Origin of the sequence: Intrasporangium zincisolvens, assembly GCF_034724055.1 — a bacterium.
Taxonomy (GTDB): domain Bacteria; phylum Actinomycetota; class Actinomycetes; order Actinomycetales; family Dermatophilaceae; genus Monashia; species Monashia zincisolvens.
Genome location: NZ_JAWIIL010000005.1, coordinates 326,190 through 350,158, shown reverse-complemented (window position 1 = coordinate 350,158; position 23,969 = coordinate 326,190). Strand labels below are relative to the sequence as shown.

Here is a 23,969-nt window from a genome sequence, read left to right as displayed (position 1 = left end):
AGGTGGAACGTGAGGCGCAGGAAGTACGAGGAGTTCGAGGCGGACAACGGCACGATGCTGCACTACGCCCGCCATGAGAACGGTGGCGGCTACGTGGAGCGCCACGCGACCGTCGACCCCGCCGCCTACGTCGGCGACACCACGTACGTCGACCGCGGCGCGACCATCGGCGCCCGCGCCCACATCCACAGCGGCGCCTGGATCGACGCCGGTGCCACCGTGCACGCCGACGCCGTCATCGGCTCGGGCGTCCATGTCGGACGCGGCGCCGTCATCGGACGAGGCGCACGCATCGGGGCCCGGTCGAAGATCGGCGCCAGCGCCCACGTGTGGGACGGCGTCCGCATCGACGTCGACGAGACCATTCCCGCGGGCGCGGTCGTCCGACGCTCCAGCACCGGCCGCCACGCCGCCTGACGCGCTAGGCGGGCTCCGCCACGTGCCGCACGGCCGCGGCGACGGCGGGCGCCACGGTGGCGTCGAAGACGCTCGGGATGACGAAGCTCGCGTTGAGCTCGCCGGGCTCGACCGTGTCGGCGATCGCGTGGGCGGCCGCCACCATCATCGCGTCGCTGATGTCGGACACCCCCGCGTCGAGCAGCCCCCGGAAGAACCCGGGAAAGACGAGCACGTTGTTGATCTGGTTCGGGTGGTCGGAGCGACCCGTCGCCACGACCGCCGCGTGCTCGCTCGCGGCGATGGGGTCGACCTCCGGCACCGGGTTCGCGAGCGCGAAGACGACGGCGTCGCCGGCCATGGTGGCGATGTCCTCGCCGGTCAACAGGTCGGGCGCCGAGACGCCGATGAACACGTCGGCCCCGGCGAGGACCTCGGTGAGGCTGCCGCTGACCCCACGAGGGTTCGTGTGCTCGGCGATCCACTGGCGGAACGGCTCCATGGCCTCGGAGCCTGCGTGGACCACACCGGTGCGGCCGCACGCGACGATGTCGCGCGCCCCCTGGGTCAGCAGCAGCCGGATGATGGCGTGACCGGCCGCCCCGACCCCCGAGACGACGATGCGCACGTCCTCGATGGGCTTGCCGACGACCCGCAGCGCGTTCGTCAGCGCTGCGAGCACGACGATCGCGGTGCCGTGCTGGTCGTCGTGGAAGACCGGGATGTCGAGCAGGTCGCGCAGCCGCGCCTCGATCTCGAAGCACCGCGGCGCCGAGATGTCCTCGAGGTTGATGCCGCCGTAGACCGGGGCGATGGCGCGCACGATCTCGACGATGGCGTCGGAGTCCTGGGTGTCGAGGCACACCGGCCACGCGTCGACGCCGCCGAACTGCTTGAACAGGGCGGCCTTGCCCTCCATCACCGGTAGCGCCGCGAGCGGCCCGATGTTGCCCAGGCCGAGGACCGCCGACCCGTCGGTCACCACGGCGACGGTGTTGCGCTTGATGGTCAGACGGCGGGCGTCCTCCGGGTGCTCGGCGATGGCGCGACAGATCCGGGCGACGCCCGGTGTGTAGGCACGGGACAGGTCGTCACGGTGCTTGAGCGGCACCTTGGGGTTGACTTCGATCTTCCCGCCGAGGTGCAGCAGGAACGTCTGGTCGCTGACCTTGTGGACGAGCGCGCCGGGGATGGACGCAATGGCGTCGGTGATGAGGCGACCGTGGGCCTCGTCCCTCGTGTCGCACGTGACGTCGACGACGAGACGGTCGGTGCGGCTCTCCGCGACGTCGAGGGCGGTGAGCGCCCCGCCCGTTGAGGAGACGGCCGTGGTCAGGGCCGCGGTCGCGTTCGCCGAGGCCGGGACCTCGACCCGGACCGTGATCGAGTACCCAGGGCTCGGGGTGGCCATGACAGTCCTCTCGCGCGTGCGACGGTGGCGACGAGCCCATCCTCCACCCGCAGACGCCCGGAACGTCTTAAGCACTTCGCGGCCGACGACCGTGGCGCCGGACAGGTCCAACATCGCGACATCGAGTCGGTTCAGTGGCTAGGTTCTGACTATGGCGACAGGGGCCCCATGGACGGCTGAGGAGAACGCCGTCATCGTGCGCTCCTATCTCGACATGCTCCGACAAGAGCTCGCTGGCATTGACTACAGCAAGGCCGAGGCCAACAGGCGCGTCGCCCAGGAGATCGGGCGAAGTCGAGGCTCCATCGAGTACAAGCTGCAGAACGTCAGCTGGGCGTTGTTCGAGGTGAACCATCCATTCATCGACGGATACAAACCAGCCCGGAACCTTCAGGACGCGCTGCGCCAGGAGGTGCTGCACCAGCTCGACCTCACGGACGATCTGCCAGATCTCGTATTCAGGGCTCTACAGCGCAACGTCGAGATGCCGCGCGTTGATCTCATCTGGTCGATCACCGGAGCGCCGGACATCGAGTACACCTCACCCACAGACAAGTTCGTGGCTCGGAGAGTCGACTTCGTGCGCATAGAGGCCGAGAACCGTCGGTTGGGGCTAGCGGGCGAGGAAGCGGTCCTTCGCCGTGAGCGGGCAATCCTGAGACAGAACGGCTGTCAGAAACTCGCGGACAAGGTCGAGCACGTCAGCCAGACGCAAGGTGACGGATTGGGGTTCGACATCCTCTCCTTCGACGAACGTGGCGAGGAGAAGTACATCGAGGTTAAGACCACGCGTCGCGGAAGACATTGGCCGATGCTCGTCACACGGAACGAGGTGGCGTTCAGTCAGTCCGAGCCAGAGCGGTTCCGCCTGTACCGCGTGCATGACTTCCGACCAGATCAAGCTGGCCTCTACGTCCTGGACGGCGACGTCACGAAGTCGTGCAGGCTGATACCGGAGAGCTACCGGGCCTTGCCTGCGTGAGCTCGGCGCGGTCTCACGCGTTCCAAGACGGAGGGCCCGGACGGCGGTGCCGTCCGGGCCCTCACAGTTCAGCTGGTCAGCTGCAGCCGCTGGTGCTGCCGCAACCCTCGCAGACGTAGCACGAGCCGGCGGGACGCATCTTCGTGCCGCAGGTCATGCAGATCGGCGCGTCGGCGGTGATGCCGCCGAACTTCTCGAGCAGCTCAGCCGAGCTGTGCACGTCACCGGAGGCCTCGCGGGCCGACGCGGCACCGGCGCCGAACTTGACCTCGACCTCACCGGCCTTCTCCGCCTTGGGCTCGGGCTTCGGCTCCTTCTTGGCGACCGGCGTCGACTGCTGGAGCGTCTCGAGCTCCTCGGCCAGCTCGTCCTCGTCCTCGTCGTCGCTGGCCTCGATCGCCTCGTACGAGCCGGTCTCGACCTGGCGAGCCCGCTCCTCAGCGGTGTGGATGCCCATGAACGAGCGGGTGTCGAAGTCGAGGTAGTCGAGCGCGAGCCGACGGAAGACGTAGTCCATGAGGGACTGCGCCATCCGCACGTCGGGGTCGTCGGTCATGCCGGCCGGCTCGAACCGCAGGTTCGTGAACTTCTCCACGTACGTCTCGAGCGGCACGCCGTACTGCAGGCCGACCGACACGGCGATCGAGAACGCGTCCATCACGCCGGCGAGCGTCGAGCCCTGCTTGCCGAACTTGAGGAAGATCTCGCCGAGCTCACCGTTCTCGTACGTGCCGGCGGTGAGGTAGCCCTCGGCGCCACCGACGGCGAACGACGTCGTCTGCGACGTGCGGCGCTTGGGCAGGCGACGACGCACCGGGCGGTACTCGATGATCTTCTCGACCGCGGCCGGGGCGGCCTCGGTCGGCGCGGCCTTGGCCTTGTCCTTGGCCGTCGACCCACCGTCGGACAGCGGCTGACCGACCTTGCAGTTGTCGCGGTAGACCGCGAGCGCCTTGATGCCGAGCTTCCAGCCCTGCATGTAGACGTCCTCGATCTCCTCGACCGTGGCCGTCTCGGGCAGGTTGACCGTCTTGGAGATGGCACCCGACAGGAACGGCTGCGCCGCCGCCATCATGCGCACGTGGCCCATCGGGGAGATGGCGCGCTGACCCATCGCGGTGTCGAACACCTCGTAGTGCTCCGGCTTGAGCCCCGGGGCGTCGACGACGTGGCCCTTGTCGGCGATGTACTCGACGATGGCCTCGATCGACTCCTGCTGGTAGCCGAGCTTCTTCAGGGCCCGCGGGATCGTCAGGTTGACGATCTGCATCGAGCCGCCGCCGACGAGCTTCTTGAACTTGACGAGCGAGAAGTCCGGCTCGATGCCGGTCGTGTCGCAGTCCATCATGAAGCCGATGGTGCCGGTGGGCGCGAGCACCGACGCCTGGGCGTTGCGGTAGCCGTGCTTCTCACCGAGCTTGATGACCTCGTCCCAGGCCTTGGTGGCGACCGTGTGGATGCCGGAGTCCATGGCGTCGAGCGTCTTGATGTCGTCGTTGGCGGCCTGGTGCTTGCGCATGACGCGCTTGTGCGCGTCGGCGTTGCGGGCGTAGCCGGCGTAGGCGCCGACGACCGAGGCCATCTCCGCGGAGCGCTTGTAGGCGGCACCGGTGAGCAGCGAGGTGATCGAGGCGGCGAGCGCGCGGCCGCCCTCGGAGTCGTAGCCGTGGCCGGTGGCCATGAGCAGCGCGCCGAGGTTGGCGTAGCCGATACCGAGCTGGCGGTAGTTGCGCGTCGTCTCGCCGATCGGGTCGGTCGGGAAGTCCGCGAAGCAGATCGAGATGTCCATCGCCGTGATGACGAGCTCGACGACCTTCTGGAAGGTGACGGCGTCGAAGGTGTCGTCGTCCTTGAGGAACTTCAGCAGGTTGAGCGAGGCGAGGTTGCACGAGCTGTTGTCGAGCGACATGTACTCCGAGCACGGGTTGGACGCGGTGATGCGGCCGGTCTCGGGGTTGGTGTGCCAGGCGTTGATCGTGTCGTCGTACTGGATGCCCGGGTCGGCGCACTCCCACGCGGCCTTGGCGATCTTGGCGAAGAGGTCGCGGGCGTCGACGGTGTCGATGACCGAGCCGTCCGAGCGTGAGCGCAGGCCGAAGTCGGTGCCGTCCTCGACGGCCTTCATGAACTCGTCGTTGACGCGGACCGAGTTGTTCGCGTTCTGGTACTGGACCGAGACGATATCCTTGCCGCCGAGGTCCATGTCGAAGCCGGCGTCGCGCAGGGCGCGGATCTTGTCCTCCTCGCGCGCCTTCGTCTCGACGAACTCCTCGATGTCCGGGTGGTCGACGTCGAGCACGACCATCTTGGCCGCCCGACGCGTCGCGCCGCCCGACTTGATGGTGCCGGCGGACGCGTCGGCGCCGCGCATGAAGGAGACCGGGCCGGAGGCCGTGCCGCCGGAGGAGAGCAGCTCCTTGGAGGAGCGGATGCGGGAGAGGTTGAGGCCGGCGCCCGAACCGCCCTGGAAGATCTTCCCCTCCTCCTTGTACCAGTTGAGGATGGAGTCCATCGAGTCGTCGACCGCGAGGATGAAGCAGGCCGAGACCTGCTGCGGCGACTTCGTGCCGACGTTGAACCACACGGGCGAGTTGAACGAGAAGACCTGGTGCAGCAGCGCCCACGTCAGCTCGTGCTCGAAGATCTCGGCGTCGTCGGCCGAGGCGAAGTAGCCGTTGCTCTTGCCGGCGGCGACGTACGTCAGCACGACGCGGTCGATGAGCTGCTTGAGCGACACCTCGCGAGCGGGCGTGCCGACCGCGCCGCGGAAGTACTTCGTGGTGACGATGGTGCTCGCGTTGACCGACCAGAAGTCGGGGAACTCGACCCCGCGCTGCTCGAAGATCGTCTCGCCCGTCTTCCAGTTCTGCTGGACGACGTCGCGCTTCTCCCACGCCACCTCGTCGTACGGGTGGACGCCGGGCGTGGTGTAGATGCGCTCGATCTTGACGCCCTTGGCGCCGGCCTTCGAGCGAGATGTGCGGTTACCGATCTCCGTCATTTCCTGCGGCCTCCCTGACCGTGTGCGGGCCCGCCCCGGGCCCGATTGCTCGTCGTGTCGTTCGGTGTCAGTGTCTCGCCGGGGTCTGACAGTCCCCTTGTGGGTGCGGGCGATTCGTGTGGAGGGTGGTTACCGCTGCGCGCCGAGCTCGGGGTGGGCGTCTGGGCCCGTCCCGAGCGCGTCACGTTCGGCTCGAAGGAGCGCGATGGCGCCCTCGAAGTCCTCGAGGCTCTCCCAGGCCTGGTAGACGCTGGCGAACCGGAGGAACGCGACCTCGTCGAGCTCTCGGAGCGGCTCGAGGACGGCCATGCCGACCTCGTGCGCCTCGATCTCGGCGTTTCCCTGCGAACGGATGGCTTCCTCGACCTTCTGGGCCAGCAGCGCGAGGTCGTCCTCGGTGACCGGTCGGCCCTGGCAGGCCTTGCGGACGCCGGAGAGGACCTTGACCCTGCTGAACGGCTCGGTGACGCCGGACCGCTTGATCACGTTGAGGCTCGAGGTCTCGAGCGTCGTGAAGCGGCGGTTGCACTCGGGGCACTGACGGCGGCGGCGGATGGCCGCGCCGTCGTCGGTGGTGCGTGAGTCGATGACCCGCGAGTCGGTGTGCCGACAGAACGGACAGTGCACGCGTGGTCACCTCCTTCTTTCCCGTGTGAGCCCAGTGGTGGGAACGCTCCCGGTCGCCTCCGCATGCCGTCCACGCACCGGTCCGACGCCCGGGTCGGTGTTCGTGGGACCGGCCCGGGCTGGGGATGGATCTGTGGATGAGCTGGGGACGACCTGTCCATAACCCCCGTTTGATTGGGGACTACATGTGGACGTCTTACATCCGTGTAACTACTAGATGTAGGGGTAACTGTAGGCAGGTCGTGACGTGCGTCGCAAGCACTTCGGAAAAACCCGGCGCGTCGCGTCGCTGACCTGCACAAACGCCACACCGGTCCCATCCGCCCCGGCGTGTCGCGAGACACCCGACCCCAAGATGTTGGGGTCGACCACCGTAGCGACTCCCCCATGTGGCCCCCCGCAGGGGTGGTGGCTCAGCGCACCCCGGCAATGCCCCGACGCGTCGCGAACCACGCGCACAGGCCTGCCATCCCGAGGCCGCAGGCCACCGCCGCCGTCAGCACCGACGTCGCCGCTGCCACAGCCCCGAAGGCGGGGATCGCGAGCGGGACGAGAACGAGGTCGCCGAACCCGGACAGCGACGACACGCGTCCGAGGTGACTCGTGGCCACCGTGCGCTGGTAGGCGCCGGACAGCCAGACCGACGCGGCGCCCGCGGTGAGACCGATGCCGAGCATCGCCGCGAGCAGGACGGCTCGGGCGTCGACGCCGGCGCCGACGATGAGGACCCCCTGCGCGACGAGGACGCGGAACCCCGCCCGGGCCGGCCGAGCCGGTCGGACCCGGATCCCCACGAGACTGCCGATGATCGCCCCCGTGGCGAAGGCGGCCTCGGCGTAGCCGAGCCACGAGGGCCCCCAGCCGGACCCGGTCACCCGCAGGGCGACGCCGAGCGCGATGACCGGCGAGATGAAGACGTTGAGGGCGGCGAGACCGAGCACGAGCAGCCGAGCCCGGTCGTCACGACGCAGGTAGGCGACTCCATCACGGACGCTGGCCAGCCACGGCATCCCCACCGACCGCGGCAGGGCAAACCTCGGGCGCACGACGAGGCCGAGCGTCGCCGCGATCCCGAGGAAGGTCACCGCGTCGATGACCATGGCGCCGGCGGGGCCGGACCACGCGACGACCGCACCACCGGCCGGCGCACCGAGCAGCCGTGCCGTCCGGTTGCCGATCTGGTTCCAGCCGCTGACGGTGGCCAGGTCCTCGCTCTCCACGAGCTGGCGGGCCATCGTCGCGCCGGAGGGCATCGTCAGGCCGGTGACGACGCCGAGCGTGACCCCCAGCGCCGCGAGGAACCCGGCGCCCTGGATGCCGGACGCCCACGCGACGGCCGCGGCCAGCAGCACGACGCCTTGGGTGGCCCGCCCGACGACCAGCACCCGACGCGTGTCGTACCGGTCCGCGAGCACGCCGCCCACGACGACGAAGGCGGCCTGCGGCAACATCTCCGCGCCCAGCACGACCCCCGCCATCGCGGGTGACAGCGTGTGCGCGGCCGTCCACGCCAGGGCGACGGTCCACAGCGCGTCCCCGAACCAGGACAGGAACATCGCGGCGACCCAGGTGCGCACCATCCGGTCGCGCCGCAGCGGCGGCGGCGGAGCCCCGACGAGGGCCGGCGCCGTCATCGTGCTCACGGCTTCACCGGCGCGCTGGGGAAGACGCGGGTGCCGACGCGCACGGGATACCTCTCGGCCTCCGGACGGGCTCGGGCGTCCTCCCGACACTCCGCGCTCCAGGTGAGCACCACCTCGGTGAGCTGCGCACCGAGGTCGCGCATCTGCTCGAGCGTCGCCTGCTCGAGGGTGTCGGTGGCGGTAGCAGCGCGTCGCAGCTCCTCCGGCGCGGCAGCGGACATCGCGAGCCACTGCTGGACGGCGCGCACGTGGTGACGGAAGTTCTCTGCCTCCGCGGTCGCGGCGATGCGGCGCGCCACCGTGCCCGAGACGAAGTCGGAGGCGTCCCACGACAACCGGCGGGGTCGGCTGCGCCACCAGCTCTCCCGCGTGTCACGGGCCAGCTCGGGTGCCGGCTCGACGAACCCGTGCCGGTGCAGCACACCGAGGTGGTGGCTCACCGAGCCCACGGCGAGACCGGTGCGGCCGGCAAGCTGCCCGACGGTCGAGGGCCCCTCGACGGAGAGCAGCTCGCAGATCCACCGACGCGTCGGGTGGTGGAACGCGGACAGCACCTCGAGGAGGGCGTCTCCGGTCTCGGCGCCGAGGGCGTCGGCGTCGGTCGGCGTCGTGGTGGCGTGGCGCTCGGCCGCGGTGCGTCGGGGCATGGGCCCACGATGCTGGGCACCGACCAGACATACAAGATCCCTTGTATAACTCGCCCGGGATGCTCCGGAGACCAGCGGTCAGGGCGACACGCACACCCTCGACGTGCGTGACGGCCGGGACTTGTCGCAAGATCAAGGCGTGACAAAGCGGACACTCGACGAGGCGACCCCGGCCCTGCTCCCCTCGGACGAGCCGGCGCACCTGCGTGATGCCCTCCTCGGGCGCTACGGGGTGCTTGAGAGCGGGCCCAGCCGCGATCTGCAGGCCCTCGTCGACATGGCGGCGCAGATCTGTGCGGTGCCCAACGCGGCGATCAACCTCATCACCTCCACCCAGCAGCACCAGGTGGCCACCTTCGGCTTCGAAGCCTCGATCTGCATGCGCGAGGACTCGATGTGCGCCGTCGTGCTCGACCGGCCGGAGCCGGTCGTCGTGCGCAACGCCGCGATGGACGAGCGGTTCCGCGACAACCCGTTCGTGACCGGCCTCCTCGGCGACGTCCGCTTCTACGCGTCCGCTCCCCTGACGACGCCCGGGGACGTCATCATCGGCCGGCTGTGTGTCTTCGACGGCGAGCCGCGGACGCTGACACCCGAACAGGAGCACGCGCTCACCGTCCTCGCCGACCGGATCGTCGACGTGCTCGAGCTGCGGCTGCGCAGTCGCGAGCTCGAGGAGTCGCTGTCCGACCTGACCGCTGCCCGCGACGAGCTCCGCCGCTCGAACGACCTGCTGTCGGTCTTCGCCGGTCAGGTCAGCCACGACCTGCGCAGCCCGCTGTCGGCCATCATGGCCAGCGCGGAGATGCTCGGGCAGCGCGAGTCCGTCGTCGAGGACCCGCTGGCCACACGCCTGGTCGGCACGACTTTCCGGGCCTCGACGCGGATGGCGGGGCTCATCGAGGAGATCCTGACGCACGCCCGGGTCGGGGCCCGCCTCGAGCGCACCGAGACCGACCTCGACGCCGTGCTCTCCGACGTCCTGACCGACCTCGGGCCGAGCATCGAGCACGCAAACGCGACCGTCATGGCCGAGCCGCTGCCGACTCTGTGGGCCGACGGCGCCCAGCTCTACTCGGTGCTGCTCAACCTCGTGTCGAACGCCCTCAAGTACACCCGTCCGGACGTCGACCCCCTCGTCACGGTCACGGCGGTCGAGCACGCGGACCGATGGCGGATCACCGTTCAGGACAACGGGGCCGGCATCGACGAGGCCAGCCGCGAAAGCGTCTTCCAGCTTTTCACCCGGGCGTCCACCGCTGTCGAGGGCAGCGGGATCGGGCTTGCCACGTGCAAGCGCATCGTCGAGGTGCACGGGGGATCCATCGGTGTCGACCCGGCTCCCGAGGGTGGGTCCCGGTTCTGGTTCGAGCTGCCCACGACCCCTCCCGCCGTCGGCGGAGCCTGACGCGGCCTTCCGGCCCGTTCAACGCGACGCGAGGGCACCCGCCACCGACGTCGCCAGCCTGATCGCCACCTCCGCAGGCGGTGGCGGCATCGTCGGCATCGTGATGCACGACCGTTCGACCGGTGTCTGCTGGACCACGAGGTCGCGCCGGCCGACCGCCACCGCCACGAGGTTGTCTGTGCTCACGGTGCCCGCCCGCAGGTACTGGGTGTGGCCCGCTGACGTCCGTGACGGGTCGTCGGCGCCCGAGCCGATTCCGCGCCAGAGGTTGCAGGGCGCGGTCGGGTCCTTCAGCGCGGTGGTCGACAGCGAGACGGCTCCGCTGACGGTGTCGGGGTGGCGTCCGAACAGCGGCCACCCGGGGTGGGCGACGACGTCGTGGCCTCCCTCGAGGACGTTGAACGACCCGGCCTTCAGGCCGGTGCGCTCGATCCGGTCGAAGGGGACTCCCGGCGATCCGAACACGGCGACGTCGTCGATCGGGCTGTCCAGCAGCAGAGCGTTGCCCGCCAGGACCGACCCGTACGAGTGCGCCCACACGGTCTGGTGCACGGGCTCGTCGCGCGCTGCTCCCAGACCGGTGACGAAGGCGGCGAGCTCATCGGCGTTGTCGCGGGCGATCTTCGGGTTGAGGACGCTGCGGTCGCGGGACGTCACGATCTCGTAGGGCTGCGGAGCCTCGTACCCCATCCACGTCACGATGGCGGTGTCCGCGCCCTCTCCCTCGCGCAGAGCCTGCTGACGCAACGGCGTGAACCAGTCGTCGTACCGTTCGAGGTCGTCGCGGGCCTTCGTCGACAGCCCGCCGACGAACGTCACCACGTGCTCGGCCGTGTCGACGTCGCCCTGCGCGACGACGACCTTGACCTGGCTGCCCCTGGCGTCGAGGAAGAGGAGGCGGCGCAGGACGCCGTCCCGTCGCCCGAGGACTGCGCGCACGGCCCGCAGGTCCTCGACCCGGCGCCGCGCCGGTGCCAGCACGTCGACCCCGAGCACGTTCGCGGGCTGGTCCCGCTCGGCGGCCAGGGCAGCCGCTGCCGCTCGCTCGGCCTCGGCGAGGAGAGCGAGGTTGGCCTCGTGACGCGCCGTCGCCGGGATGCCGTCCCGCGGCCCCAGCCACTGGGGGTGGTCGCGGACCACGGACCTGCGCTCCGCGTCGGTGAGGCAGCGCCACCAGGCCGCCGACGCGTAGGCGCCACTGGCGTCGTGGAGCACCACCGGCGGCGCGGGGACGGGAAGAACGCCCCCGGCCGCGAGCACCGGCGCCGCAGCCGGACCACCACGCGCCGCAGCCAGCAGGTCGGCGGCCAGGCGGGCATCGACATCGGCGGCGAGACGGACGGCCTGTCGCAGGTAGGTGTGCACCTCCTCCCGCAGCAGCACGTCTCGGCGGGCCTGGTACGCCTCGAGCACCGGGTCGAGGCCGGCGGCACGGACCGGCAGGAAGAGGGTGCCCTCGTGGTCGACCCACGCGCCGTCGGCGGCCGCGCGCTCGTCGGCCCGGCTGAGCAGGTCCTGCGCGGTGCGGACGCGGTCGGCCGCCTGCCCCAGGCAGATCGACGACGCGGCGAGGCAGGCGCCGAGCCGGCCGAGACCGGCGACGAGCGCCGCTGCCTGGGCGGCCGCTGCTGCCGCGGCCGGACCGGACCAGCCACGAGCGCGACCACGCAGGAGCCTGATGACGACCGCCTCGACGTCGAGCCGGCACCTCTCGAGTCCCTGCGCCGCGGCCAGGAGAACCTCCGGCCTGCTCGACCGGATCCGACCGACGTCGAGCGTCGTCACGGGGCACCGCCGGCGGACCCATCGGAGAGGGACGCCGCCGCCGTCCGTTCGACGGCCTCGTACAGGCTGGAAGCCGCCCCCAGCGCGGAGCCGAGACCGAGCAGCTCGAGTCGAGCGTCCCGGAACCTGTCGCGCCACGCTTCGACGAGACGCGGTGTCGACGCCGCGGCCTCCCCGCTCGGAAGCCCTGACGACACCGCCGCCACCACGAGATCGGCACGGATCGACGCGAGCCGCGCCAGCGCAGCCTCGATCTCGGCCGCTGCGTCGCCGACGGTCGTGGGGTCCACCTCGTAGCGCATGCCTACTCCTTCCTGAGATCCCCACGGTAGGAAGGACTTTCGGATCGCAGACTTGGCTATCCACAGAGGTCGCGATCGGCCGGCCGTAGGCGTCAGGTCGTCCACAGGCGAGCCGAGCAGGCCGGTGACAGCAGGACGCCGCACCCGGAGAGGGGTGCGGCGTCCGGGCGGACCGGCGGGGTCGAAGCGCCGGGCACGCCAGCCGCTGGAGGTGGAGCCAACGCGGCTGTCGGAGATCCGCGCGACACGAACGCGCGCGGAGGTGACGTCAGGGAACCGGGATGACGAGGCGCTGGCCCGCGTGGATCATCGACGTGGAGAGTGAGTTGGCCAGCTGGATCTCGGCGACCCCATCCGAGACCGGAAGGCCGGGCAGCTCGCGGGCGGCGATGCCCGACAGCGTCTGGCCCGGCTCGACCGTGACGGAGCGTGGCGCATCGGCGGCCGAGGCGAGCTGACCGGCGAGGCCCAGGCCCAGCGCGACGAGCACCGCCGTGACGAGCAGCGTCACGACGAGGCGCCCGAACCGCGTCAGGCGCAGGGGCGGCTGCTCGGCGCGTGCAGCGCGCACGGCCTCACGGCCGGTGGGAACGAGAACGAGCTGCGGCCTCGGACGAGGAACGGAGTCCCCCGACTCCAGCTCACGCTGCTGACGAACGGCCTCAAGTGCGACGACGCTCATGCTGACCTCCCCTTCCTGCTGGCTTGCGAACATGTGTTCGATCGAACGTCTGTACGATTTGTAGCACGTATGTTCGAGGAAGTCGAGACACGCATCGAACACGTGTTTGGCAACTGTGTTCGAACCCCGTAGGCTTTCCTCACACCACCAACCACACCAGTCACCACTGACACTGGGTCCGCAGCGACCCGGATCACGGGCTCTGGGCCGGCGACGAAGGGGACACCATGGGCGTGACCGAGCTTCCCGACCGCGACAAGGGCGACGGCCTGACGATGCGGCAGCGACGCGTGCTCGAGGTGATCCGCAACTCCGTCGACCGGCGCGGCTACCCGCCGAGCATGCGCGAGATCGGCGAGGCCGTTGGCCTGGCGAGCCCGTCCAGCGTCAGCCACCAGCTCGCCGCGCTCGAGCGCAAGGGCTACCTGCGCCGCGACCCCAACCGCCCGCGTGCCCTCGAGGTCGTCTCCCCCGACGCCGCCGACGAGCCCACGCGTCGCGGCCGGTCCGCCGGCTCCGGGCGGCACGACGTCGAGACCGACGCCGGCGACACGCGTCCGGAGGCCTCGTACGTGCCCGTCCTCGGCAAGATCGCCGCGGGCGTCCCGATCACCGCGGAGCAGGTCGTCGAGGACGTCTTCCCGCTCCCCCGCCAGGTCGTCGGCGAGGGGCAGCTGTTCCTGCTCAAGGTCCAGGGCGACTCGATGGTCGACGCCGCCATCTGCGACGGTGACTGGGTCGTCGTGCGCCAGCAGCCGAACGCCGAGAACGGCGACATCGTGGCCGCGATGCTCGACAACGAGGCCACCGTCAAGACCTTCAAGCGCAAGGACGGCCACGTCTGGCTGCTGCCGCACAACGCCGCCTACGACCCCATCGACGGCGACGACGCGACGATCCTCGGCAAGGTCACCGCGGTGCTGCGCCGCATCTGACGCCCATTCCTCGCTCTGACGCCTCCCCTCTCGACGCGCCGCGGACGTTCCGCGGCGCGTCGCGGCGTATCCGGCGGCTGGGTTCGCCACTCTGAGAGACACACTCGCCTCAGGAGGACGCCATGTCAGACCGTCCGGACCGCGACGTCGTCTTCACCTACCGCTACCTGCGCGGCGGCATGGTCGCGATGCTGCTCATGCTGCTGCTGTCGGTCGTCCTGCAGTGGTGGTGGGGCACGAACGGGACGTGCTGGCTCGGCTCGATCAGCGCGTACTACTTCACGCCGTCCCGCACGGTCTTCGTCGGCAGCCTCTTCGCGCTCGGCGCCGCGCTCGTCGTCTACAAGGGTCACTCGCCGGCCGAGGACGTGCTGCTCAACTTCTCCGGGTTCATGGCCTTCGTGGTCGCCATGGTGCCGACGGTGCCTGACGAACGATGCAGCACGGCCGGGTCGACGAACCCGTTCGCGTTGTCGACGGCGGCGATCTCCGACGCGGTCAACAACAACGTGTGGGCGCTCATCGCCGTCGGGTTCGTCGCGCTCGTCGTGACGGTGTCGCTGCGACGCGACGAGCTGGCCGACCCCGCCCGGCGCCCACCTCTCCGGACGACGCTACTGACGGCCGCCTGCAGCGCCGTCATCATCTTCGAGCTCGTGCTCTTCCTCGCCCTGCCCGACCGGTTCATCGCGCTGAGCCACGGCCTGGCGGCCGCGACGATGGTGGCCGGGGTCATCGCGGTCATGGTGCTGAGCGCCTTCCGCGTCGAGGACCGGCACACCTCGACCGACGAAGCGCTGACCTACAAGCGCTGGTACCTCGCCATCGCCGGCACGCTCGCCGTGCTGCTGACCGTCACGGTCGTGGCGCACCTGACCCTGCACGGGTTCGACCACGTGATCCTCATCGGAGAGGTCATCATCATCGTGCTGTTCTGCACCTACTGGATCGCGCAGACCAAGGAGCTCTGGGACCTGCGTGACACCGCCGAGGTCGAGGCCCGCAAGGTCGACGCCGTCGCCGAGTGACCGGCCGCGGACGCGTCAGTTGCGCACGAGGACGCCTCGGGCCTCCTTGACGGTGATCGGCGTGCCGGGCTGCGGGACGGTCACGGTGTCGGGGATGGCGATCCACGCCCCGCCGTTGATCCGGAAGTCGGCGCCGAAGGTGACGTCGACGCGCGAGGTGTAGGTACCCGGCTCGCGGTAGGTATGGATGACGTCGCCGTCGGGATAGACACCGCCCGGTGAGGTGGTCGGGCCCTCCCTCGTGCCGTCGCCGAACCGGTAGACGTAGCTGACGAGCTTGGGCCGGATCTCGACGCGGTAGCCGAACATCGTCGCGGGGTCGACGAGGTCGATCTCGCCCGGCTCGAAACCGGCGCTCGCCCAGTCGACCTTGTAGAACGTCTTGAGGTTGACGAGGGTCGTGTTCCCCTTTGGCTGCGTCGAGATCGCACCCTTCGCCCACGGCGTCCGATGAAACGCCTCGGCAATCATGTCGATGGTGGGTATCGGGTCAGCATCCGGAACCAAGTTGGGCAGACAGGTGGAGCCGACGTAGGCCCAGATGTTCTTGCCCGGCGTGTAGGGGGCCGGCCACTTCGCGGCTGGGAGCGCCTTGCCCTTCTCGTCCACCCACATCCGATACACATCCGTCAGGGGCCCGCCCCCAATTTCCGGATTTGCACTGCTGCAAGCTGTGCGCGCCTGTTCATAGCACGCGCTACTCGAGTCTCGGCCGCCCGTGTCGCAGCCAGGCCGGGCTGAACGGTACTTCCAATGTGGTCCCGGTTTGGACATCAGCTGCTGATATTCGCGATTGAGGGCCATGAGCTTATGGCGGAGCAGGTTGACCTCACCGCCTTCCTGGGACACTCCCCCGCCCACGCCGCCGATGCCGAAGGCGACGTCAACGCTGATCAAAACCAGCATGAGGGCGAGCAGCACCGAGCGGCGTGCCCGGCGAGGCATCACAACCCCTTGACAGCGGAGACGGACCAGCCTGCGCTGCCCCAAGCCAAGTGGATCATCGTCTTCAGTGTCTTCGGCTCTTCGCGATAGACGACATTGTTCTTGGCATCTACGACCTTGGTGCCGAGCACGCCCAGCCATGTCTCTACGCGCTGGTCCTCGGGGTTGCTGCCGAGCGCGCTGACTTTGGCAGGTTGGATGGCTGGGCCGACGTAGTGCTGATTCTTGGTCCGCATTTCCTGCGCATCCGCAACGAATGAAGCGCACGCCTTCGAGGATTTCGAACAGAGCGCTTCGATGCGCTCGGGGTCGGGCCGAACCCAAGCGACGTTGACAGTGGCGACGAAATGCTTGACGAAGGCTTCGGCGCCGGCTTTGTCCTTGGTCTTGGCGGCGTCGGGGAGGCCGGCCGGGAAGGCGGGGCCGGCGCTTGTGGTGCTCGTGGTGCTCGGCGTCGACGTCGTCGTGCTCGCCGTCGTGGACGGCACCGTGGCACTCGCGGCGCTCGTCTGCGGCGGTGCCGGGTCTCCCCCGGAGCACGCCGCGAGCGCGGTCACGGCCAGCGCCAGCCCGGCGGCGGCCCACGTCATCCTCTGGTGTCTCAGCACGACTCTGGTCCCCTGTTCGGCGAATCTGTGCCCTGCCCACCGGGCGCAAACGGGCGAAAACGTCATCGAACGCTCCCACAGATCCTGCCCCAATTGCACCTCGGACGACCCTGGCCGTCCACAGCCTGCGTCAGGACAGCGGCGTCGCGTCCCCGACCGCCGCGAGCCACCAGGCCGCAGCGTCGCCGTGCTCGGCCAGCTCGGCCGGCGTCATGGTTGCCGTCACGCGCAGCCACGACTCGACGCGTCCGAGCCGTCCCAGCCGTTGGGCCGCCGGCAGCGCGGCCCGCATCGCCGCGGCCGGTGCGACGTCGCTCCACACCTCGAGCCCGGCATCGGCGACGCGGCGCAGGCGCGGGTCGTCGGCCGACGCCTCGAGCCGGTGCGCGAGCACGTTGAGCGGCACGAACACGGCCGTGAGCGGGTGGGCGAGGACGGCGTCGCCGAGGTCGAAGAACCGCATGCCCGACGCCGTCGCGAAGACGTTGTGGGCGTGCAGGTCGTTGTGCACGAGCGCCAGCGGCAGACCGAGCGCGTCGAGGCCCTCACCCCACTCGGCCACGCGCGGGGCCAGCGACAGCACGCGAAGGGACGCCTCGGCATCGAGTCGTCGCGGGTCTGCCTCGGGCAGCGTGGAGAGCTGCGACGCACGCGCGACGACGTAGTCGGCGGCGTCGAGCGGGAGCAGCGGCGTCAGGCCGGCGGCGACCAGCTCCGGTTCACACCCGGCGAGCTCGCGCTGCAGGTGCATCGCCTCGGCGACGACCTGGCACCACGTGTCGATGTCGTGGGGGTCGACCGACGCGCCGAGCACCTCGCCCTGGTCGGGCACGAGGTGCAGCCCGCGAGCCGTGTCCACCGCCGCCACGGGCACGACCCGGTCGGGAGCCCGTCGCGAGAGCACCTCGAGGAGGGCCGCCTCGAAGGCCTGGTGCGGACAGTTCTCCTTGACCCAGAAGATGTTGGCGTCGGTCGTCGTGGCCCGCCACACCGTTGACCACGGCCGCTGGTGCACCGGTTCGAGGTCGGCGAGCCCACCGGCCTCAAGCCCATCCAGGGCGTCGGTGACCCACGCGCCCAGCTGGGCAGCGAACGCGTCCGACGTCCACCGGACCGACGGTCCGTCCCCTGCGGCCGGCAGTGCCGCCCACCAGCGCTCGCCCGACGCTTCAGCAGCGCCCGACGTGTCGGGCAAGCCTTCCGTGGACGCCACCTCAGTGGCCCAGGGCCGAGCGCAGACGCGGCAGCGCCTCGCTGAGCGGGACGTGCAGCCGGATCGTCGCCTCGGCGTCGCCCCGGGTCGCCGACCGGGTCACGATCGCGACGGGCACCCCGCGCTGGTGCGCGCGCCGGACGAACCGGTACCCGCTCATGACGGCGAGCGACGAGCCCAGCACGAGCACCGCCCCGGCGGCCTCGACCAGCTCGAAGCACTTCTCCACCAACGGTTTCGGCACCGACTCGCCGAAGAAGACGACGTCGGGCTTGACGGTGTCGTGGTCGCAGACGAGGCAGCGCGGGGCGTGGAAGGACGCGACCAGCTCGTCGGCGAGGACGATGTCGCCGTCGGGCCGCACCTGCTCGCCCCACTGGGACCCCACGGCAGCGGCGGCTGCCGAGAAGCGGTCCATGAAGCCAGGGTTCGCCTCGGTCATCCGCTCGTGCAGACCGAGGCGCGAGGTCACCTCGCCGCACGTCAGGCACACGGCGCGGTCGAGCGAGCCGTGCAGCTCGACGACGTCGCGCGCCCCGGCGGCCTGGTGCAGGCCATCGACGTTCTGGGTGATGACGGGTCCGACGTAGCCGGCGTGCTGCAGCTCGGCGACGACGCGGTGGCCCTCGTTCGGCGACGCGGCGTTGAACCGCTGCCAGCCGATGTAGCTGCGCGCCCAGTACCGGCGCCGCGCGTCGCTCGAGCCGGCGAACTCCCCGTAGGTCATCGGCTCGACGCGGCGCGTGCCGTCGGGACCGCGGTAGTCCGGGATACCGCTGTCGGTCGACAGGCCTGCCCCGCTGAGCACGACGACGTCGCCGGCGCTGACGAGGTCGACGAGGTCGTCGAACGTGCCGAGGTCGCTCACTTCGAGCGGCAGACGCCGCGAGGTGGCCAGACGCGTCAGCACCCCACCGTCGCGAGAGGGCCCCGGCTCCTGGGGCGACTCCGGGGACGAATCGGGGGGCACGTGCACCGGGCCAGCGTACGCGGGGGCCGCCGACGTCCCATGCCCACCGTGCTGCCGATCGCCGCTTTCCATAATCGTCGGTTATGATACGCCCCATGATCGATGCTGCGGGACTGCGGGTCATGAAGGCCATCGCCGACGAGGGAAGCTTCACCAGCGCCGCCAACGCGCTCGGCTTCACCCAGCCGGCCATCTCGCAGATGGTCCGCCGCCTCGAGCAGCGCACCGGCACCGTCCTCGTCGAGCGCTACGGCCGTCAGGTCCGCCTCACCGAGGCCGGCCAGGTGCTGGCCCGCCACGCCGTCGGCGTCCTCGCCGCCCTCGACGCCGCCGAGGAGGAGATCACCGCCATCGCCGGGCTGCGCGCCGGACGCGTCCGCCTCCAGGCCTTCCCCAGCTCGTCGGCCACCCTCGTGCCCAAGACGCTCGCCATCCTCAAGGCCAAGCACCCCGACATCACCGTGACCTTCAGCGAGGCCGAGCCGCCCGAGTCGCTCGCCGCCCTGCGCAACGGCGACTGCGACGTCGCCGTGGCCTTCGCCTACGAGGGTGCCGACCTCGGCGAGCTCGAGGAGGACCTCTCCCTCCTCGTGACCCGCCGCCTCATGGACGACGAGGTGCGTCTCGTCGTCCCCGGCGGCCACGCCCACGCGGGCGACGCGTCGGCCACCCTCACCGACTTCTCCGGCGACGACTGGATCGCCGGCTGCCCCCGCTGCCGCGGTCACCTGCTCTCCCTCGCCGACCATGCCGGGTTCCGCCCCAACGTCGCCTTCGAGACCGAGGACTACGTGGCCCAGCTCGGCCTCGTCACCGCCGGGCTCGGCGTCGCCCTCGTGCCCGACCTCATCCTCAACGCCGCCAAGCACGACGAGGTCGCGACGCTGCCGCTCTCCCCCGCCTCGCGCCGCCAGATCCTCGCCGTCACGACGCCCGACCTCCAGCGGGTGCCCGCCGTCGCGGCCGCCCTCGACGCCCTGTGCGAGGCCGCCGGCGCCGACCCCCACCTCTCGACCGCCGAGCTCGTGGGCACCGCGCGCAGCTGACGCATCGCCCCGGGCGGCGTCGTCGCCCCGCGCGCGGGCCGGATCGTCGGCACAATAGCGTCATGACCCGGGTCGCGCTGGCCGCCACCGGACCGGCTGCGCTCCGCGCCGGCCTCGAGGTCGCTGCCGACGGCGGCACGGCGGTCGACGCGGCCCTGGCCGCCGCGCTCGCGGCGATGAGCACCGAGCCCGGCATCGTCAGCCTCATGGGCGGCGCGTACGTCAACGTGTGGCCGGCCGGCCAGGACCCGGTCGTCGTCGACGGCAACGTCGAGATGCCCGGACGCGGCCTCGACCCGTCCGCCTTCGGCCGCGGCATACGCACCATCCGCACCGACTACGGCGGTGGCGTGTCGATGGGGGCAGGCCACGGCTCGGTGGCCAGCTCCGGCGCGGTGCCGGCGATCGAGATGGCGAGCGAGCGCTGGGGCGCCCTGCCGTGGCGTCACCTCATCGAGCCCTCGATCCGGTCGTGCCGCGAGGGGTACCCCATCGGGGCGTCGGCCGCCCTCTACCTCGGCCTCGTCCGCGACACCCTCTTCGGGGAGGACGCCGAGGCCTACGCCCTCGTCACCGGCGCCGACGGCCGTGCGCTCCAGCCCGGCGAGACCTCCACCAACCCCGACCTCGCCGACATCCTGGAGCTGCTTGCCGCACAGGGAGGCTCGCTGCTCTCGACCGGTGCGGTCGGGCGCGTCCTCGTCGAGGAGATGGCAGCCCACGGCGGACTCATCACCGAGGCCGACCTCATCGCCTACAGGGCCGTCCCGCGCCGCCCGACGATGCGACGCGTCGGCGACTGGAGCGTGGCCCTCAACCCACCTCCGTCGGTGGGCGGCCCGATGCTCGCCGTCATGCTCGGCGAGCTGGCCCACCACGAGGCATGGACGTGGACCGAGGTCATCGAGATCCAGCGCCGCGTGCTCGCCTATCGGATCAGCGTCCACGACCACTCCGCGGACCTCGACGCCGACGGCCATGCGCTCCTCGCCGCCGTCGAGCGGCACGGGCTCGCGGGCCTGCCGACGTCCGCCTCGACCGCACACGTCTCGGCCGTCGACGAGTACGGCAACGCCTGTGCCGTCACGATGTCCGCGGGCTACGGCGCCGGGATGGTCGTGCCCGGCACCGGCATCCTGCTCAACAACGCCCTCGGCGAACCCGAGCTCAACCGGCTGGGCCTGCACGCCGTGGCGCCGGGCACCAGGCTCGCCTCGAACATGGCGCCGACGACGGCGCGTGGGGCGACCGGCGGGGCCCTCGCCGTCGGCTCCCCCGGCGCGGACCGCATCACCACGGCCCTGATGCAGGTGCTCGGCCAGACGCTGCTGCACCACGAGCCGATCCAGTCGGCCATCGACGAGCCACGCCTGCACGTCCGCTTCACCGACGACGGCACCCCACGCGTCGAGCACGAGCCGTCGGCGGCCATCGCGGCGGCGGTCCGTGAGTCCGGCCTGCCCTCGCACGCCTACCCGGGTGTGCACATGTACTTCGGCGGCGTGGGCGCGGCCCTGCTCGGGCCCGACGGGCTCGTCGCCGCGGGCGATGCGCGACGGGAGGCCGCCGTCGGGGTATCCCCTTGAGGCGGCTCCCATCCGGACGGGCCCCGGCACCGAACCGCACCCGACACCCGCGAACCGTGACCGGACGACCGCCGACGGCGGCGCACCGGACCGCCCCTGACGAGAGGCCGACCCGATGACGACGACCGACGACCGCCCCGCCGCGAGCCAGTCGACCCCCGAGGCGACGCCCGAGGCGACGTCCGGCCCGGTGGCCGGCCTCGGAGGTGTCGCCGCACGCCTGGCCGAGGTCGTGGCTCCGCTCTTCGGCGGCACCCTGCCCGTGCGGCTGCGCGCCTGGGACGGCAGCCTCGCCGGCCCCACCGACGCGCCCACCGTCGTGCTGCGCGACCCGGCCGCCCTGCGTCGGCTCGTGCGCCACCCCGGTGAGCTCGGGCTCGCCCAGGCGTACGTCACCGGCGAGCTCGACGTCGAGGGCGACCTGCTCGAGGGGTTCCGACGCGTCTGGGCCCGCGCCCGCGAGCTCGGCGCCGGCGCCCTCAGCCCGGCGACCCTCGCGACCGTGGCACCGCGCGCCATCCGCACGGCGCTCGACCTAGGCGTCGTGGGCCTGCCCCCGGAGCCGCCGGCGTCGCAGGCGCGGCTGCGCGGCCGGCTGCACACCAAGACGCGCGACCGCAGCGCCATCGAGCACCACTACAACCTGAGCAACGAGTTCTACTCGCTCATCCTCGACCCGCACATGGCCTACTCCTGCGGCTACTGGACCAGCACGGACGCGGGGTACACCGTCGAGGACGCGCAGCGCGACAAGCTCGACCTCGTGTGCCGCAAGCTCGGCATCGAGCCCGGCGGGCGCCACCTCGACATCGGCTGCGGATGGGGATCGCTGTCGCTGCACGCCGCCGAGCACTACGGCGCCCGGGTCGTCGGCGTGACGATCTCCAGCGAGCAGAAGGCGTTCATCGACGCGCGAATCCGCGAGCGCGGCCTCGGCGACCGCGTCGAGATCCGCCTGCAGGACTACCGCGAGGTGCCCGACGGGCCGTTCGACACCGTGTCCTCGATCGAGATGGGCGAGCACGTCGGCAAGGAGAACTACCCGACGTTCACGGCGCAGATCCACCGGCTGCTCCGGCCCGGCGGCCGCGCCCTCATCCAGCAGATGTCGCGCACCACCCGACCGGGCGGTGGCCCCTTCATCGAGGCCTTCATAGCCCCCGACATGCACATGCGCCCGGTCGGCGAGACCGTCGACCTCATCGAGCAGGCCGGTCTCGAGGTCCGCGACGTCCACGCCCTGCGCGAGCACTACGTGTGGACCGTCAACGCCTGGTACGACACGTTCGAGGCCAACTGGGACCGCGTGGTCGAGATGGTCGGCGAGGAGGTCGGACGCGTGTGGCGGCTCTACCTCGTCGGCGGGGCCCTCGCCTTCGAGGAGGGCCGCATGGGCGTCGACCAGATCCTCGCGGTCAGGCCGACGGCCGACGGCCGCAGCAGCCTCCCGCCGGTGCGGGCATGGTGACGATGCTCGGGCTCACGGCCCTGACGGTCGTCGTCGTCCTCGGCATCACCTTCGCCGTGGCGGTGCGCGTCGGCAAGCAGGCCGTCATCGACGTGACGTGGGGCCTCGGGTTCGTGGCCATCGCCCTGACGGCCTTCCTCGCGACCGGCGGCCACGGCGACGCGCTGCGCCGGTGGCTCGCCCTCGTGCTCACGGCGGCGTGGGGCGTGCGCCTCGCCGCCCACATCTACAGCCGGTCGCGGGGCAAGGGTGAGGACCCGCGCTACGAGGCGATGATGAAGCGCGCCGACGGCAACCCGAACACGTACGCGCTCCTGCACATCTACCTCCCGCAGGGCGTCATCATGTGGTTCGTCTCCCTGCCCGTGCAGGTCGCCATGGTCGTCGAGGGCGGGCTCGGCTGGGTGATGTGGCTCGGGGTCCTCGTCTGGGCCGTCGGGTTCTTCTTCGAGTCGGTGGGCGACCTGCAGCTGACGCGTTTCCGGTCCGACCCCGCGAACCGTGGCACGATCCTCGACACGGGCCTGTGGCGCTACACCCGACACCCCAACTACTTCGGCGACGCGTGTGTGTGGACGGGCCTCTTCCTCGTCGCGGCGAGCGCCTGGCCCGGAGCGCTGACGGTGCTCTCCCCCGCCGCCATGGTGTGGAACCTCTACGCCGGGACGGGAAAGAAGCTGCTGGAGAAGGACATCGGCGAGCGCCGCCCTCAGTACGCCGAGTACGTCCGGCGCACGAGCGGGTTCTTCCCGTGGCCGCCGAAGAAGAAGGAGAAGGCTGCGGGGTGACGGCACCCGGCAGGATGGAGCCATGCGCCCCGACCTCGCCACCGCCCTCGACCTGAGCCCCCACCCCGAGGGCGGCTGGTACCGGCAGACATGGGCCTCGCCGGAGGTGGTGACGCTCGGCGACGGCCGGGTGCGCCCGACGGCGACGCTCATCCACTTCCTGCTGCCGGCGGGTGAGTCGTCGGCGTGGCACCGGGTGGCCTCGGACGAGGTCTGGCTCGCGCACACCGGTCGCGTCGTCCTCGAGCTCGGCGGTACCGGGCCGGCGCCGGCGACCGAGGGCTCCGTCGTCGTCGGCACCGACGTGGTCGCGGGCGAGCTGGCGCAGGTCGTCGTGCCGGCCGGCGCCTGGCAGCGGACGCGGCCGGGCCCCGAGGACGCGCTCGTCAGCTGCCTCGTGTCGCCCGGCTTCGACTTCGCCGACTTCGAGCTCGCCGACGCGGGAGTCGACGCGGGAGTCGACGCGGGAGTCGACGCGGGGGTCTGCGTGGACTGACC

Annotated in this window: 22 protein-coding genes; 10 read left to right on the top strand and 12 right to left on the bottom strand. The window is 71.1% G+C overall.

All coding sequences use genetic code 11. The features are described from left to right. The first annotated feature begins 9 nt into the window (after window positions 1-9). A complete protein-coding gene (locus RY076_RS15960; protein ID WP_323099818.1) occupies window positions 10-417 on the top strand; it encodes an LbetaH domain-containing protein in 408 nt (135 codons plus the stop codon). Between the two features lie 4 nt (window positions 418-421). On the opposite strand, the gene RY076_RS15955 is transcribed toward RY076_RS15960, so the two are convergent. Next, window positions 422-1,807, bottom strand: a complete 1,386-nt coding sequence (locus RY076_RS15955; protein WP_323099816.1) for an NAD-dependent malic enzyme — start codon at window positions 1,805-1,807, stop codon at window positions 422-424. Between the two features lie 151 nt (window positions 1,808-1,958). Between RY076_RS15955 and RY076_RS15950 the strand changes: the two genes are divergently transcribed. Then, window positions 1,959-2,789 carry a protein NO VEIN domain-containing protein gene (locus tag RY076_RS15950; protein ID WP_323099815.1) on the top strand — a complete coding sequence of 277 codons (831 nt, stop codon included), beginning with the start codon at window positions 1,959-1,961 and terminating at the stop codon, window positions 2,787-2,789. Window positions 2,790-2,865: 76 nt separating this feature from the next. Here RY076_RS15950 and RY076_RS15945 read toward each other — a convergent pair whose 3' ends face one another. The 4 genes from RY076_RS15945 to RY076_RS15930 all read right to left on the bottom strand — a co-directional run bounded on the left by RY076_RS15945 (window position 2,866) and on the right by RY076_RS15930 (window position 8,707). Then, window positions 2,866-5,790, bottom strand: a complete 2,925-nt coding sequence (locus tag RY076_RS15945; protein ID WP_323099814.1) for a vitamin B12-dependent ribonucleotide reductase — start codon at window positions 5,788-5,790, stop codon at window positions 2,866-2,868. Window positions 5,791-5,919: 129 nt separating this feature from the next. Continuing rightward, complete coding sequence (nrdR, locus tag RY076_RS15940; protein WP_323099813.1) at window positions 5,920-6,417, bottom strand: transcriptional regulator NrdR; 498 nt, start codon at window positions 6,415-6,417, stop codon at window positions 5,920-5,922. Window positions 6,418-6,830: 413 nt separating this feature from the next. Next, window positions 6,831-8,051, bottom strand: a complete 1,221-nt coding sequence (locus RY076_RS15935) for an MFS transporter (RefSeq protein ID WP_323099846.1) — start codon at window positions 8,049-8,051, stop codon at window positions 6,831-6,833. A 5-nt stretch (window positions 8,052-8,056) separates the two neighbouring features. Beyond that, on the bottom strand, window positions 8,057-8,707 hold the full coding sequence (locus RY076_RS15930; protein ID WP_323099812.1) for an ArsR/SmtB family transcription factor: 651 nt from the start codon (window positions 8,705-8,707) through the stop codon (window positions 8,057-8,059). 139 nt (window positions 8,708-8,846) lie between these two features. Between RY076_RS15930 and RY076_RS15925 the strand changes: the two genes are divergently transcribed. Then, window positions 8,847-10,115, top strand: coding sequence for a sensor histidine kinase (locus RY076_RS15925; protein ID WP_323099811.1), 1,269 nt, complete (start codon window positions 8,847-8,849; stop codon window positions 10,113-10,115). An 18-nt stretch (window positions 10,116-10,133) separates the two neighbouring features. Here the strand turns inward: RY076_RS15925 and RY076_RS15920 are convergent, their stop codons facing one another. From RY076_RS15920 to RY076_RS15910, 3 genes are all read right to left on the bottom strand, one after another. After that, window positions 10,134-11,900, bottom strand: coding sequence for an alpha/beta hydrolase (locus RY076_RS15920; protein WP_323099810.1), 1,767 nt, complete (start codon window positions 11,898-11,900; stop codon window positions 10,134-10,136). Continuing rightward, window positions 11,897-12,202, bottom strand: coding sequence for a hypothetical protein (locus RY076_RS15915; RefSeq protein ID WP_323099809.1), 306 nt, complete (start codon window positions 12,200-12,202; stop codon window positions 11,897-11,899). The genes RY076_RS15920 and RY076_RS15915 overlap by 4 nt, the downstream gene beginning before the upstream one ends. A 268-nt stretch (window positions 12,203-12,470) precedes the next feature. Further along, window positions 12,471-12,884: a LysM peptidoglycan-binding domain-containing protein gene (locus RY076_RS15910; RefSeq protein ID WP_323099808.1), complete on the bottom strand. Its 414-nt coding sequence runs from the start codon at window positions 12,882-12,884 to the stop codon at window positions 12,471-12,473. A gap of 227 nt (window positions 12,885-13,111) precedes the next feature. Here RY076_RS15910 and lexA point away from each other — a divergent pair, with 227 nt between their 5' ends. Both lexA and RY076_RS15900 read left to right on the top strand, forming a co-directional pair. Continuing rightward, window positions 13,112-13,819 carry a transcriptional repressor LexA gene (gene lexA, locus RY076_RS15905; RefSeq protein WP_323099807.1) on the top strand — a complete coding sequence of 236 codons (708 nt, stop codon included), beginning with the start codon at window positions 13,112-13,114 and terminating at the stop codon, window positions 13,817-13,819. 122 nt (window positions 13,820-13,941) lie between these two features. Then, entirely contained in the window at window positions 13,942-14,847 is a 906-nt protein-coding gene (locus tag RY076_RS15900) for a hypothetical protein (protein WP_323099806.1), read from the top strand. Between the two features lie 15 nt (window positions 14,848-14,862). On the opposite strand, the gene RY076_RS15895 is transcribed toward RY076_RS15900, so the two are convergent. The 4 genes from RY076_RS15895 to RY076_RS15880 form a co-directional block, all read right to left on the bottom strand. Beyond that, window positions 14,863-15,792: a hypothetical protein gene (locus RY076_RS15895; protein WP_323099805.1), complete on the bottom strand. Its 930-nt coding sequence runs from the start codon at window positions 15,790-15,792 to the stop codon at window positions 14,863-14,865. Further along, window positions 15,792-16,382 (bottom strand): DUF6318 family protein, encoded by a 591-nt coding sequence (locus tag RY076_RS15890; RefSeq protein WP_323099804.1) that lies wholly within the window; start codon window positions 16,380-16,382, stop codon window positions 15,792-15,794. The genes RY076_RS15895 and RY076_RS15890 overlap by 1 nt, the downstream gene beginning before the upstream one ends. Before the next feature lie 148 nt (window positions 16,383-16,530). After that, window positions 16,531-17,595, bottom strand: coding sequence for a phosphotransferase (locus RY076_RS15885; RefSeq protein WP_323099803.1), 1,065 nt, complete (start codon window positions 17,593-17,595; stop codon window positions 16,531-16,533). Window positions 17,596-17,614: 19 nt separating this feature from the next. Continuing rightward, window positions 17,615-18,523 (bottom strand): Sir2 family NAD-dependent protein deacetylase, encoded by a 909-nt coding sequence (locus RY076_RS15880; protein WP_413785789.1) that lies wholly within the window; start codon window positions 18,521-18,523, stop codon window positions 17,615-17,617. A gap of 155 nt (window positions 18,524-18,678) precedes the next feature. On the opposite strand from RY076_RS15880, the gene RY076_RS15875 reads away from it, so the two are divergent. The 5 genes from RY076_RS15875 to RY076_RS15855 all read left to right on the top strand — a co-directional run bounded on the left by RY076_RS15875 (window position 18,679) and on the right by RY076_RS15855 (window position 23,967). Beyond that, the gene (locus RY076_RS15875) at window positions 18,679-19,629 is read left to right on the top strand and encodes a LysR family transcriptional regulator (RefSeq protein ID WP_323099801.1); all 951 of its coding nucleotides are present in this window, start codon (window positions 18,679-18,681) and stop codon (window positions 19,627-19,629) included. A gap of 62 nt (window positions 19,630-19,691) precedes the next feature. Next, complete coding sequence (locus tag RY076_RS15870; protein ID WP_323099800.1) at window positions 19,692-21,215, top strand: gamma-glutamyltransferase; 1,524 nt, start codon at window positions 19,692-19,694, stop codon at window positions 21,213-21,215. Window positions 21,216-21,330: 115 nt separating this feature from the next. After that, on the top strand, window positions 21,331-22,683 hold the full coding sequence (locus RY076_RS15865; protein ID WP_323099799.1) for a cyclopropane-fatty-acyl-phospholipid synthase family protein: 1,353 nt from the start codon (window positions 21,331-21,333) through the stop codon (window positions 22,681-22,683). Then, complete coding sequence (locus RY076_RS15860; protein ID WP_323099798.1) at window positions 22,677-23,471, top strand: DUF1295 domain-containing protein; 795 nt, start codon at window positions 22,677-22,679, stop codon at window positions 23,469-23,471. Before RY076_RS15865 ends, RY076_RS15860 begins: the two co-directional genes overlap by 7 nt. 22 nt (window positions 23,472-23,493) lie before the next feature. Continuing rightward, complete coding sequence (locus tag RY076_RS15855; protein ID WP_323099796.1) at window positions 23,494-23,967, top strand: cupin domain-containing protein; 474 nt, start codon at window positions 23,494-23,496, stop codon at window positions 23,965-23,967. Window positions 23,968-23,969: the final 2 nt, after the last annotated feature.